Here is a 12,572-nt window from a genome sequence, read left to right on the forward strand (position 1 = left end):
GCAGGGATTCAGACGATGGAAGAGCTCATCTCCCCCGGTATCTACAACCTGATCATCTTTGTGCTGGCGATCTATGTCGGTTACCACGTGGTCTGGAACGTTACACCCGCACTGCACACCCCCCTGATGGCAGTGACCAACGCCATTTCCGCAATCGTCATCGTCGGCGCCATGCTGGCCGCCGCCCTGACCGTGACCCCGCTGGGCAAGACCATGGGCACGCTGGCCGTGGCCCTGGCCGCGGTCAACGTGTTCGGCGGCTTCCTGGTCACCCGTCGCATGCTGGAAATGTTCAAGAAGAAAGCGCCCAAAGCCAAAGAAGAGGTGCAGAAATAATGAGTATGAACCTGGTAACCACCCTCTACCTGATCGCCTCGGTGTGCTTCATCCAGGCGCTCAAGGGTCTTTCGCACCCGACCACGTCGCGGCGCGGCAACCTGTTCGGCATGCTGGGCATGGCGCTGGCGGTGCTGACCACCATCGGCCTCATTTATAAACTGGGCGCTGAGCTGGCGACCGCCGGCATTGGCTATGTGATCGTCGGCCTGCTGATCGGCGGCACCGCCGGTTCGATCATGGCCAAGCGCGTAGAAATGACCAAGATGCCTGAGCTGGTGGCCTTCATGCACAGCATGATCGGCCTGGCAGCGGTGTTCATTGCCATTGCCGCCGTGGTCGAGCCACAGTCCCTGGGTATCGTCAAACAACTGGGCGACGCGATTCCTGCCGGCAACCGCCTGGAACTGTTCCTCGGCGCGGCCATCGGCGCCATCACCTTCTCCGGTTCGGTGATCGCCTTTGGCAAGCTGTCGGGCAAGTACAAGTTCCGTCTGTTCCAGGGCGCACCGGTACAGTTCGCCGGTCAGCACAAGTTGAACCTGGTATTGGGCCTGGCCACGCTGGGCCTGGGCATCGCCTTCATGGTCACCGGCAACCTGGGCGCCTTCGCCCTGATGCTGGCCCTGGCATTCATCATGGGCGTGCTCATCATCATCCCGATCGGCGGCGCCGACATGCCGGTCGTGGTGTCGATGCTCAACAGCTACTCAGGCTGGGCCGCAGCGGGGATCGGCTTCTCGCTGAACAACTCGATGCTGATCATCGCCGGCTCCCTAGTGGGCTCCAGCGGCGCGATCCTGTCGTACATCATGTGCAAGGCGATGAACCGTTCATTCTTCAACGTGCTGCTCGGCGGCTTCGGCAACAGCGCCGACGCCGGTGGCCCGGCCGGCGCCCAGGAAGCTCGTCCGGTGAAGTCCGGCTCGGCCGACGACGCGACCTTCCTGCTGACCAACGCCGACACTGTGATCATCGTTCCCGGCTACGGCCTGGCAGTGGCACGCGCCCAGCACGCTCTGAAAGAGCTCACCGAAAAACTGACTCATCGCGGCGTCACCGTGAAGTACGCGATCCATCCGGTGGCCGGTCGCATGCCCGGCCACATGAACGTGCTGCTGGCCGAGGCCGAAGTGCCCTACGACCAGGTGTTCGAGATGGAAGACATTAACTCCGAGTTCGGCCAGGCCGACGTGGTACTGGTGCTGGGCGCAAACGACGTGGTCAACCCGGCGGCGAAGAACGATCCAAAATCACCGATCGCCGGCATGCCGATCCTGGAAGCCTTCAAGGCCAAGACCATCATCGTCAACAAGCGCTCCATGGCCAGCGGTTACGCCGGCCTGGACAATGAGCTGTTCTACCTGGACAAGACCATGATGGTCTTCGGCGACGCGAAGAAGGTCATCGAAGACATGGTCAAAGCCGTCGAATAATCCTGCCGTAGCGCAATACCCAAGACCTCAGCCTTTAGTAGGCTGGGGTTTTTTATTTACTCCAGAAAGCCGACGGAAGGCTCTAGGACAGGACCTTTCATTCGACCTTTGTCGCGGGGCGTTTTTTCTGGAAATCACTAGACTGCGCTTCTTGCTTTCGTTGCCCGAGATAACAATCCATGTACCGTGATCGTATCCGCTTGCCTTCGTTGTTGGATAAGGTGATGAGCGCCGCAGACGCTGCCGCTCTGATTGAGGACGGCATGACCGTCGGCATGAGCGGCTTCACCCGCGCCGGTGAAGCCAAGGCCGTGCCCCATGCCCTGGCCCAACGGGCCAAGGTGTCACCGCTTAAAATCAGCCTCATGACCGGCGCCAGCCTGGGCAACGACCTGGACAAGGAACTGACCGAAGCCGGCGTGCTGGCCCGACGCATGCCGTTCCAGGTGGACAGCACCCTGCGCAAGGCGATCAACGCCGGCAAGGTCATGTTCATCGACCAGCACCTGTCGGAAACCGTCGAACAACTGCGCAACCAGCAACTCAAGCTGCCGGACATCGCGGTGATCGAGGCCGTGGCCATCACCGAACAGGGACACATCGTGCCAACCACCTCGGTGGGTAACTCGGCCAGCTTCGCAATCTTCGCCAAGAAAGTGATCGTCGAGATCAACATGGCGCACAACCCGAACCTGGAAGGGCTGCACGACATCTATATCCCGACGTACCGTCCGACCCGCACACCGATCCCACTGGTGAAGGTCGACGATCGCATCGGCAGCACGGCGATCCCGATCCCCGCGGACAAGATCGCCGCCATCGTCATCACCGACCAATCCGACTCGCCGTCAACCGTCTCGCCACCGGACAGCGAGACCCAGGGCATTGCCAACCACCTGATCGACTTCCTCAAGCGGGAAGTCCAGGCCGGGCGCATGAGCAACAAGCTCGGCCCGTTGCAGGCCGGTATCGGCAACATCGCCAACGCGGTGATGTGCGGCCTGATCGAGTCGCCCTTCGAGAACCTGACCATGTACTCCGAGGTGCTGCAGGACTCGACCTTCGACCTGATCGATGCCGGCAAGCTGAGCTTCGCCTCGGGCAGCTCCATTACCCTGTCGAGCCGGCGCAACGCCGACGTGTTCGGCAACCTGGAGCGCTACAAGGACAAGCTGGTCCTGCGTCCGCAGGAAATCTCCAACCACCCCGAAGTGGTACGGCGCCTGGGCATCATCGGCATCAACACCGCGCTGGAATTCGACATCTACGGCAACGTCAACTCCACTCACATCTGCGGCACCAGGATGATGAACGGTATCGGCGGCTCCGGTGACTTCGCCCGCAACGCACACCTGGCGATCTTCGTGACCAAGTCCATTGCCAAGGACGGTGCGATATCCAGCGTGGTGCCCATGGTCAGCCACGTCGACCACACCGAGCATGACGTCGATATCCTCGTCACCGAGGTCGGCCTGGCGGACCTGCGCGGCCTGGCGCCACGCGAGCGTGCACGGGTGATCATCGACAATTGCGTGCATCCGTCCTACCGCGAAGCTCTCAACGAGTACTTCACCAAGGCCTGCGCACTGGGTGGCCACACCCCGCACATCCTGCGCGAGGCCCTGAGCTGGCACATCAACCTGGAAGAAACCGGGAAGATGCTCACCGAGTAATGGATACAGTCGGCGGCTGACGCAAACACAGTTTCGTCAGCCTGCCGATAGCCCGCCCACCGCCAGACAAAAACTGTACTACTGTACTGCTATTTTCCCCGCCTAAAATCGCTGCCTTTCCATCAAAAACCATCAAAACGCACCAAAAAGGTGCCAACAGGTACAGTTGCGCCATTTCCGAACAGTACAGCCGCTATAAACAGTTAACTGGTCATTCACAATACAAGTGAACTGTATCTACAGAGTCTTGCGCCGGAGGAGGATCATGGGCACCAGTTAAACCACTACCTGATCCCGCCACAAGCGGAAGGATGTCAACCATGGAACGTACACTCAGTTCCGAACTGTTCTTCGAAGACAAGGCTGTAAAATCCCAGGCTTCCCTGCCTCTGCGCCTGCTCTCCAACCTGATGCTGTGGCAGCGCCGCATCTCCAGCCGCCACCAACTGGCTCGCCTGGATTCGCGTCTGCTGGCCGATGCCGGGATCAGCGAAGCACAACGCTACGAAGAGCTGAGCAAGCCGTTCTGGCGCTAACTCAGCGTCGCTGGCCCTGACCCACCGGGTCCACCGCCAGCACCCGAATTGCATAAACAAGACCCGTCGCGGGAAACCGCGACGGGTCTTGTGCTTTCTGGCCGGGAGAACAGGAGAGTACAGCCGGAAAACCCAAGACAGGTACAGTTTTATAGATACTTGATTTGTACCAGTACAATTTTACCCCAGTGTATCTGCAAGAGTCCGCTCGAACCTCGCACCATGGAGCTTCCAGGCCAAGCGCCCGACATTGCCTCGAGGATCGCATTATGGACTCATCGACCCGGCCCACCGACAGCACCCTCCACGCCACTGCCCGCACAACTACTACCAGGTACAGCTGGGTAGCCGCCTTCGGCCGCCTGCGTGAACGAGCCAGGACCCGCAAGTTGCTGGCGCAGATGAATGAGCAGCAGTTGGCCGACAGCGGCATCAGTTTTTGCGACAGAGCAGCGGAACTGCACAAACCGTTCTGGCGGGATTGAACAGCTATGGGCGAACGCAGCGGCGCAGCCTAATATCAGCCACGACGTGGCCATTTCTTCTCGAACTGCGTCAGAGCAATCAGACACAGCACTTCGCAGTGGCTGCCCGGCGTCTCACTCAGCGCCTTCTATTGTCTGTTCATTCACAGGAGTTACCCATGCCTCGTCTCCGCCTGCTCAGCGCCGCCGCCCTGCTGGCCCTGGCTGCCAATGCCCATGCCACCAGCCTGATCGTCACCACCGACGCCATCGTCGGAGCGCTCAAGGCCACCTCGGATGCGACTTCCGATGCCACGTCCTCCCTGCGCGACCACAAGATCGTTCGTGCTGCCCGGGATGATGCCGCCAGCTTCGTCGCCACCGATGGCGCCATTCGCGGGGTGAAACTGGAAAGCGCCTTCGCCCACATTCGCCAGCAGGCTCCGCAACTGCAACAGGCCACCGACACCCAGCTGGCCCAGGCCATCCTGGCAATCTGAAGAGCACCTGGTCAGGTGCGCATGCGCACCTGAACCTCTCTACGCTGGTCCTCCGCGAACCATTGCGCTAGCCTTTGCGCTGGTTTTCAGCTGTCGAGATCCACAGGTTTGTTCCGCATAGCATTTTCCACTCCATTACTGCTCTTGATCTGTTGGGCCTGCCCGGTGCAGGCGTTCGACCTGAGTACCCAGAGCTCGGTCATCACCGCCTACGCGACAAGCAAGGTGACCTCCGCGCCCTTCGACCATAAACTGATACTCGCCGCCCAGGATGATGCCGCTGCCTTCGTTGCAACCGACGGCCAACTGCGTGGTGCACGCCTGGAATCCGCGCTCAGATACTTGCGCAGTGCCCCGGCGAAACTGCATGCCGACGACCTTGAACTGGCGCAGGCAATTCTCGTCCAATAGTCATTCCCGTTATCCCGGAGTCATCCCATGCGTAGCCCGCTGATTGCCGCCACCCTCGGCCTGCTGTTGTTGGCCGACGTGGCCCAGGCACACACCCTGGTGGCCACCAGTAACATCATCGTCCGTGCCTTTGGCCGAACGATCGATTTCACCTCGGACACCACAACCTCGATCCGCGACTCCAAGGTCGTGCGTGAAGCCCACGACGATGCCGCCAGCTTCGTCGCCAGCAACGGCGATATCCGTGGCGCCCAGCTGGAAGCGGCCTTCGACACCCTGCGCACCCGCGTGCCGCAAGCTCGCGACGCCAGCGACCAGGTACTGGCCGAAGCCATCCTCGCCCTGTGAAGCCGCTGCGCGCCTGGCTGCTGGCCACGACCCTGGGACTGCTCTGCAGCAACGCCCAGGCCGACCTGAAGCTGCACCTCAAGACCGATGGCCTGAGCCCGCAGCAACAACAAGCCAGCCAGGCCTTGCTGGATGAAGCGATGCAGGCATTGCCGCCACGCTTCATCCAGCAACTGGACCGCACCATCGATGTCGGCTGGACCGACCGCATGCCCGACAACGCCTATGGCGAAGCCTCCCTGGTAGCGGAACTGGACCTCAACCGCGCGTTGCTGCCCAGCCTCGCCGACGGTTCCGCCGCCACCCAGAAGACCAGCCGCCCCCATGGCACCGTGCGCCGGGAAATGCTCGCCACCGTGCTCCATGAACTGACCCATATCTATGATCGCGCGCGTCTGTGGCCCAGTGCCGAACGCAGCCTGATCCAGCGCTGCACCCGCAGGAATGGCACCACCGGCCTGGTGGGCCTGCCGGACGCATGTCGCGGCCAGAACGATCGCCGCTTCACCTTGAGCGACGACCCACGCCTGCTGGACCTGGCCGGCTGGCCGCAATACGTTGGCCGTCGCGGGGAACGCGAGCAGCACAACCGCCAGGTCGCCCGCAGCCCCGACCTCTACGAGACGACAAATCCCAAAGAGTTCGTCGCGGTGAACATGGAATACTTCCTCCTGGACCCGAGCTACGCCTGCCGGCGCCCGGCGCTGTACCGTTATTACCAGGAGCATTTCGACTGGGCGCCGGCCGCCAAGGACAGCTGCGCCAAGTCCTTCGCCTTCCTCAATGCCGGTAACGACTTCGCCAGGACACCCCTGGGCCAGGTCGATCCGGAACGGGTCTACGCGGTGGACTACCTGTTGGCCGAAGCCAACCAGAACTGGGTCAGCCGCTGGGGCCACAGCATGCTGCGCCTGGTGATCTGCGCTCCGGGCCGGCCTCGCGGACCGGATTGCCGGCTGGACCTGGACCAGCACCTGGTGCTGTCCTACCGCGCCTTCGTCGGTGACGTGCAGCTGTCGAGCTGGGATGGGCTGGTGGGCAAGTACCCGTCACGGCTGTTCATCCTGCCGCTGGCCCAGGTGATCGACGAATACACCAAGACCGAGCTGCGCAGCCTGGCCTCGGTCCCCTTGAACCTCTCGCGCAGCGAGATCGAGGAGGTGGTGGAACACGCCGCCGAGATGCACTGGAGCTACGACGGCAACTATTACTTCCTGTCCAACAATTGCGCGGTGGAGAGCCTCAAGCTGCTGCGCAGCGGCAGCAACAACCAGCAGTTGGTCGGCCTGGACAGCATCATGCCCAATGGCCTGCTGGAGGTGCTCAAGGGCAGGGGACTGGCCGATACCAGCGTGCTCGACGACCCCCGCGAGGCGCTGCGCCTGGGCTATCGCTTCGATTCCTTCCGTGATCGCTACCAGGCAATGTTCGAAGTCATCAGGAAGTACCTGCCGATCAAGCAGGCCAACGTCGAGGACTGGCTGTCGCTGAGCGCCGAAGAACGTCGCCAGTGGTTCGCCCAGGCCGACCTGCGTACCAGCGCCGCCTTGCTGCTGCTGGAGCAGGCCAGCTTTCGTCGCCAGCTGCTGCTGGCCCAGGACGAGGTCAAGCAGCGCTACCTGGGGGCTCGCGAATTGAAGAATGGCGGCATGGAGAAGGCCAACCAGACCCTGCAGCAGATTCTCGCCAACAGCGGCTTCCTCAGCCGCCCGGCCGAGCTGTTGGGCAGCAGCGGTTATGGCCTGCCCCAGCCTGGCGAATGGCAGCGCCTGGAAGCCGAGACCAGCCTGCGCCAGAAGCAGCTGCAGTCCCTGACCGGCGATCTCGACAAGGAAGTCCGGGCCTTGCTGGATCCTGCCCGCGCCGCCGAGATTGCCGCCAACGAAGCCAACCTCAAGCAGGTGGGCGAACATCTGCGAGCGCTGCACAAGGCGGCGGGCGGGCTGGAGCTGCCATAACCGCTTGCCGGTCTTGCGCGCCTCGCGACCGCTGCGCGCTCGTGCGCAGCCTGCGGCAGCGGCTACACGAAGCAGCAACCCTGTCGATCTGTAGCCGCTGTCGAGCACCAGCGAGGCTGCGCACGGGGCGCAGCCCCGCAGAACCCGACGGCTCGTACCGAACCCTGCGCAGCCTGCGACTACAGGGTTTCTTGCGACTCCTGCGGCAGTTCTTCGTCAAGGTGCAGCCAGGGCAGGCGGCTGTCGGTCCAGATATGCCGCTGCGCCGGGGCCTGCTCCGGATGGTCCAGGGTGGCGATGGTGACGTCGATGCTGTCCGGGCTCAGTTGGGTGACGAGCGCCAAGTGCGCCCCGCAATCGCCACAGAAATAACGCGCACAACTGGCGGATGAGTCATAGCGGGCCGGGCTGCCCGCCAGCCACCTGAAGGCCAAGGCGGGCAAGGTGATCCAGGTGGTCACCAGGCCGCCGCTGACCCGACGGCAGATCGAACAGTGGCAGTGGGCGATGTCCCGCAACGGCCCGCTGAATTGATAACGCAGCCGCCCGCAGTGACAGCCTCCGTTGTGCAACTGCTCCATTTACCGTCTCCTTTGTCGTCATGCCTTGCACTTTAGGCCGCTTGTCGGGCGATGACACAACCGCTGATTCCTTTCTCCGGCGAAAGCTGGCTGAAAGCTTCCCCCATTAGCATCACCCCACTACCGGCGACAGACCGGTTGGCCACAGCGGGCGCTCGCGCGCTCCCGGCCCTATTAACAACAACAATGGTGATTCTGATGTCCGCTCGTACCCGCCTGTTCGCTGCAACTCCTCCCGTACGCCTCGTGCTTGCCGTTCTGCGCTGATCCCACCCGGTTCGCCATTCCCTAGCCGCGCTACGCCTGGAGTATTCCCATGCTGACTTTCCTTGGCTTCGCCATGGTCATCACCTTCATGTTCCTGATCATGACCAAGCGCCTGTCGGCGCTGATCGCCCTGATCATCGTGCCCATCCTGTTCGCCCTGTTCGGTGGTTTCGCGCCGAAGATCGGCCCGATGATGCTCGAAGGCATCACCAAGCTTGCGCCCACCGGCGTGATGCTGATGTTCGCCATTCTGTATTTCGCCTTGATGATCGACTCAGGCCTGTTCGACCCGGCCGTGCGCAAGATCCTCAAGCTGGTCAAGGGCGACCCGCTGAAAGTCTCGGTGGGCACCGCGGTGCTGGCCCTGGTGGTGTCCCTGGACGGTGACGGCGCCACCACCTACATGATCTGCGTGGCCGCCATGCTGCCGCTGTACAGCCGCATCGGCATGAGCCCGCGGATCATGGCCGGCCTGATCATCCTCGCCGGCGGGGTAATGAACATGACCCCCTGGGGCGGCCCGACCGCCCGCGCGGCCAGCGCCCTGCACGTGGACCCGTCGGACATCTTCGTGCCGATGATCCCGGCCATGCTCGCCGGCGTGGTGGCGATCCTGGCGATCGCCTACCTGTACGGCAAGCGCGAACGGGCACGCCTGGGTGAACTGCACCTGGCGGGCGACGAGATCGACCACAGCGAGATCAGCGTGTCGCAGTACCCCGACGCCCGCCGGCCGAAGCTGATCTGGTTCAACGGTGCCCTGACCTTCGCCCTCATGTGCGCCCTGATCGCCGGCCTGCTGCCGCTGCCCGTGCTGTTCATGGTGGCCTTCAGTATTGCGATGATCGTCAACTACCCCTGCCTGCAACAGCAGAAGGACCGGGTCGCGGCCCACGCTGGCAGCGTGCTCGCGGTGGTCGGGCTGATCTTCGCCGCGGGCATCTTCACCGGCATCCTGTCCGGTACGGGCATGGTCGACGCCATGTCCAAGAGCCTGCTGGCGGTGATCCCCGAAGCCCTGGGGCCTTACCTCGCGGTCATCACCGCGCTGGTGAGCATGCCGTTCACCTTCTTCATGTCCAACGATGCCTTCTACTACGGGGTTCTGCCGGTGCTGGCCGAAGCCGCCAGCCATTACGGCATCACTGCCGTGGAAATGGCCCGGGCGTCGATCGTCGGCCAACCCGTGCACTTGCTCAGCCCACTGGTACCCTCGACTTACCTGCTGGTGGCCCTGGCCGGCATCGAGTTCGGCGATCACCAGCGCTTCACCCTCAAGTGGGCAGTGCTGGTCTGCCTGTGCATAATGTTCGCCGCCTTGCTGATGGGAATATTTCCCCTGTTCAGCACTCTATAAGGCCATAGATTCTTCGCCCTGGCCGATCACCGGACAGGGCCATAACACTCGCTCAAAGGAATACACATGGAATGGCTGACCAACCCGGAGATCTGGGTTGCCTTCTTCACCTTGACCGCCCTGGAGATCGTCCTGGGCATCGACAACATCATCATGATCTCGATCCTGGTCAGCCGCATGCCCAAGCACATGCAGGCCCGCACCCGGATCTTCGGCCTGGCGCTAGCCATGATCACGCGGATCCTGCTGTTGCTGTCGATCACCTGGGTCATGCGCCTGACCGACGACCTGTTCACGGTGCTCGGCCAGGGCGTCTCCGGGCGCGACCTGATCCTGTTCTTCGGTGGCCTGTTCCTGTTGTGGAAGAGCTCCCAGGAGATGTACCACGCCCTGGAAGGCGAGGATGAGACCAACGACGAGCCCAAGGGCAAGGGCGGCAAGTTCATCTACACCATCATCCAGATCGCGATCATCGACATCGTATTCTCCCTGGACTCGGTGATTACCGCAGTGGGCATGGTCTCCCACGTGCCAGTGATGGTGGCGGCGATCATCGTCGCGGTGCTGGTGATGATGCTGGCCTCGGGCACCATCAGCGAATTCATCGACAAGCACCCATCGCTGAAGATGCTCGCGCTGTCGTTCCTGCTGGTGGTCGGCACGGTGCTGATCGCCGAAGCCTTCGACGTGCATGTGCCCAAGGGCTACGTGTACTTCGCCATGGCCTTCTCCCTGGCGGTGGAAGTCATCAACATCAAGCTGCGCACCAACCTTGCGAAGAAAAAACAATCGGATCCGGTGAAACTGCGCAAGGACATTCCCGGTCAATAACCCGAATGCGCTGAAATGAAAAAGGGGCTTTCGGGCCCCTTTTGCTTGCGTGAAACATGACGTTTTCATAACAGTCATGTTTCAGTCGCCAGATTAGCTATGCGATGCTGGCGCCCTGTGCGTTAGCCGGCTAAAGCTTACATACATAACCAAAAACCACGCGCAGCAACGTCCACTGGCCCCGCTTGGGGCTCTTCACCCCAGGGGGGCCGTGCATGCTGACCCTGCTCAATCTGCTTTCCGCCGTGGCCCTGCTGGTGTGGGGCACGCACATCGTGCGTACCGGGATCCTGCGGGTCTACGGCTCCAACCTGCGACACGTGATCGGCCAGAACATGAGTCGCCGCCCGCTGGCCTTCATCGCCGGGATCCTGGTGACCGCCATGGTCCAGAGCAGCAACGCCACGGCCATGCTGGTGACCTCGTTCGTCGGCCAGGGCCTGATGAGCCTCACCCCGGCACTGGCCACCATGCTGGGTGCCGACGTCGGTACGGCACTGATGGCACGGGTGCTGACCTTCGACCTGTCCTGGCTGTCGCCGCTGCTGATCTTCATCGGGGTGATGTTCTTCCTCTCGCGCAAGCAGACCCGCGCCGGCCAGCTGGGCCGGGTCGGCATCGGCCTGGGCCTGATCATCCTGGCCCTGCAGCTGATCGTGGAAGCTGCCGCCCCCATCACCCATGCCCAGGGCGTGAAGGTGCTGTTCGCCTCGCTGACCGGCGACATCCTCCTGGATGCGCTGATGGGCGCGGTGTTCGCCATGGTTTCCTATTCCAGCCTGGCGGCAGTGCTGCTCACCGCCACCCTGGCCGGGGCCGGGGTCATCGGCCTGCCGGTCGCCATCGGCCTGGTGATCGGCGCCAACATCGGCAGCGGGGTGCTGGCCTTCCTCAGCACCAGCATGCAGAACGCCGCCGGGCGCCAGGTAGCCCTGGGCAGCCTGCTGTACAAGCTGATCGGCCTGCTGCTGATCATCCCGGTCCTCGATCCCCTGGCCCACTGGATGGACAGCCTGGACTTCAGCCCCCAGGAAGTGGTGATCGGCTTCCACCTGCTCTACAACACCACCCGCTGCCTGTTGCTGCTGCCCAGCGTCGGCCCCATGGCCCGGCTCTGCGCCTGGCTGCTGCCCGAACGTCCCCAGGAAAACGGCCGGGCGCGGCCGCGCCACCTGGACCTCACCGCTCTTTCCACGCCCAGCCTGGCCCTGGCCAATGCCGCCCGGGAGACCCTGCGCATCGGCGACCTGGTGGACAGCATGCTCGAAGCCATGGGCGACGTACTGCAAGGCAAGCAGACGGCCATCACCCAGGAGCTGCGGGCCTTGAGCGACGATGTCGAGGCGCTGTACAGCGCGATCAAGCTGTACCTGGCACAAATGCCGCGCGAAGACCTCAGCGAGCAGGACAGCCGGCGCTGGGCGGAAATCATCGAGCTGGCGATCAACCTCAAGCTGGCCAGCGACCTGATCGAGCGCATGCTGCGCAAGGTCCAGCAGCAGAAGACCTCCCAGCGCCGGTCCTTTTCCGAGGTCGGCCTGGAGGAGCTGGCCGGCCTGCACGCCCAACTGATCGCCAACCTGCGCCTGGGGCTTTCGGTGTTCCTCAGCGCCGACCCGGAAAGCGCTCGCCAGCTACTGCGGGAAAAACGCCGTTTTCGCGCCCAGGAACGGCGCCTGGCCCATGCCCATGTCAGCCGTCTGCAGCGCAAGATCGTCCAGAGCATCGAGACCAGCTCCCTGCACCTGGAGCTGATCGCCGACATGAAACGCCTCAACTCGCTGTTCTGCAGCAGTGCCTACGTCGTGCTGGAGACTTCCGATACCGGGGCCCTGGAAGTCGAGGACATGACCGACATCACCCACTCGCCCTGA

Annotated in this window: 13 protein-coding genes; 12 read left to right on the forward strand and 1 reads right to left on the reverse strand. The window is 62.8% G+C overall.

Going from position 1 to position 12,572, the window contains the following annotated elements; translation table 11 throughout:
- The first annotated feature begins 15 nt into the window (after nucleotides 1–15).
- The 9 genes from LGQ10_RS18540 (at nucleotide 16) to LGQ10_RS18580 (ending at nucleotide 7,662) form a co-directional block, all read left to right on the forward strand.
- A complete protein-coding gene (locus LGQ10_RS18540; RefSeq protein ID WP_003233786.1) occupies nucleotides 16–336 on the forward strand; it encodes an NAD(P) transhydrogenase subunit alpha in 321 nt (106 codons plus the stop codon).
- The gene (locus tag LGQ10_RS18545; RefSeq protein WP_058436501.1) at nucleotides 336–1,772 is read left to right on the forward strand and encodes an NAD(P)(+) transhydrogenase (Re/Si-specific) subunit beta; all 1,437 of its coding nucleotides are present in this window, start codon (nucleotides 336–338) and stop codon (nucleotides 1,770–1,772) included. Before LGQ10_RS18540 ends, LGQ10_RS18545 begins: the two co-directional genes overlap by 1 nt.
- A 179-nt stretch (nucleotides 1,773–1,951) precedes the next feature.
- On the forward strand, nucleotides 1,952–3,445 hold the full coding sequence (locus LGQ10_RS18550) for an acetyl-CoA hydrolase/transferase family protein (protein ID WP_226522833.1): 1,494 nt from the start codon (nucleotides 1,952–1,954) through the stop codon (nucleotides 3,443–3,445).
- A gap of 320 nt (nucleotides 3,446–3,765) precedes the next feature.
- The gene (locus tag LGQ10_RS18555; protein WP_058436503.1) at nucleotides 3,766–3,981 is read left to right on the forward strand and encodes a DUF1127 domain-containing protein; all 216 of its coding nucleotides are present in this window, start codon (nucleotides 3,766–3,768) and stop codon (nucleotides 3,979–3,981) included.
- A 269-nt stretch (nucleotides 3,982–4,250) separates the two neighbouring features.
- Nucleotides 4,251–4,466, forward strand: a complete 216-nt coding sequence (locus tag LGQ10_RS18560; protein WP_226522834.1) for a DUF1127 domain-containing protein — start codon at nucleotides 4,251–4,253, stop codon at nucleotides 4,464–4,466.
- Nucleotides 4,467–4,624: 158 nt separating this feature from the next.
- Nucleotides 4,625–4,945: a DUF2388 domain-containing protein gene (locus tag LGQ10_RS18565; RefSeq protein ID WP_226522835.1), complete on the forward strand. Its 321-nt coding sequence runs from the start codon at nucleotides 4,625–4,627 to the stop codon at nucleotides 4,943–4,945.
- Nucleotides 4,946–5,062: 117 nt separating this feature from the next.
- The gene (locus tag LGQ10_RS18570) at nucleotides 5,063–5,356 is read left to right on the forward strand and encodes a DUF2388 domain-containing protein (RefSeq protein ID WP_226526157.1); all 294 of its coding nucleotides are present in this window, start codon (nucleotides 5,063–5,065) and stop codon (nucleotides 5,354–5,356) included.
- 27 nt (nucleotides 5,357–5,383) lie between these two features.
- Nucleotides 5,384–5,704: a DUF2388 domain-containing protein gene (locus LGQ10_RS18575; protein WP_226522836.1), complete on the forward strand. Its 321-nt coding sequence runs from the start codon at nucleotides 5,384–5,386 to the stop codon at nucleotides 5,702–5,704.
- Nucleotides 5,701–7,662 (forward strand): DUF4105 domain-containing protein, encoded by a 1,962-nt coding sequence (locus LGQ10_RS18580; protein ID WP_226522837.1) that lies wholly within the window; start codon nucleotides 5,701–5,703, stop codon nucleotides 7,660–7,662. Before LGQ10_RS18575 ends, LGQ10_RS18580 begins: the two co-directional genes overlap by 4 nt.
- Nucleotides 7,663–7,841: 179 nt before the next feature.
- Here LGQ10_RS18580 and LGQ10_RS18585 read toward each other — a convergent pair whose 3' ends face one another.
- Nucleotides 7,842–8,243, reverse strand: a complete 402-nt coding sequence (locus LGQ10_RS18585) for a GFA family protein (protein WP_226522838.1) — start codon at nucleotides 8,241–8,243, stop codon at nucleotides 7,842–7,844.
- 316 nt (nucleotides 8,244–8,559) lie between these two features.
- Here LGQ10_RS18585 and LGQ10_RS18590 point away from each other — a divergent pair, with 316 nt between their 5' ends.
- The 3 genes from LGQ10_RS18590 (at nucleotide 8,560) to LGQ10_RS18600 (ending at nucleotide 12,572) form a co-directional block, all read left to right on the forward strand.
- Entirely contained in the window at nucleotides 8,560–9,867 is a 1,308-nt protein-coding gene (locus LGQ10_RS18590; RefSeq protein ID WP_102881461.1) for a CitMHS family transporter, read from the forward strand.
- Between the two features lie 66 nt (nucleotides 9,868–9,933).
- Nucleotides 9,934–10,698: a TerC family protein gene (locus LGQ10_RS18595; protein WP_226522839.1), complete on the forward strand. Its 765-nt coding sequence runs from the start codon at nucleotides 9,934–9,936 to the stop codon at nucleotides 10,696–10,698.
- Between the two features lie 215 nt (nucleotides 10,699–10,913).
- A complete protein-coding gene (locus tag LGQ10_RS18600; protein ID WP_226522840.1) occupies nucleotides 10,914–12,572 on the forward strand; it encodes a Na/Pi cotransporter family protein in 1,659 nt (552 codons plus the stop codon).

Source organism: Pseudomonas sp. L5B5, assembly GCF_020520285.1.
Classification (GTDB): domain Bacteria; phylum Pseudomonadota; class Gammaproteobacteria; order Pseudomonadales; family Pseudomonadaceae; genus Aquipseudomonas.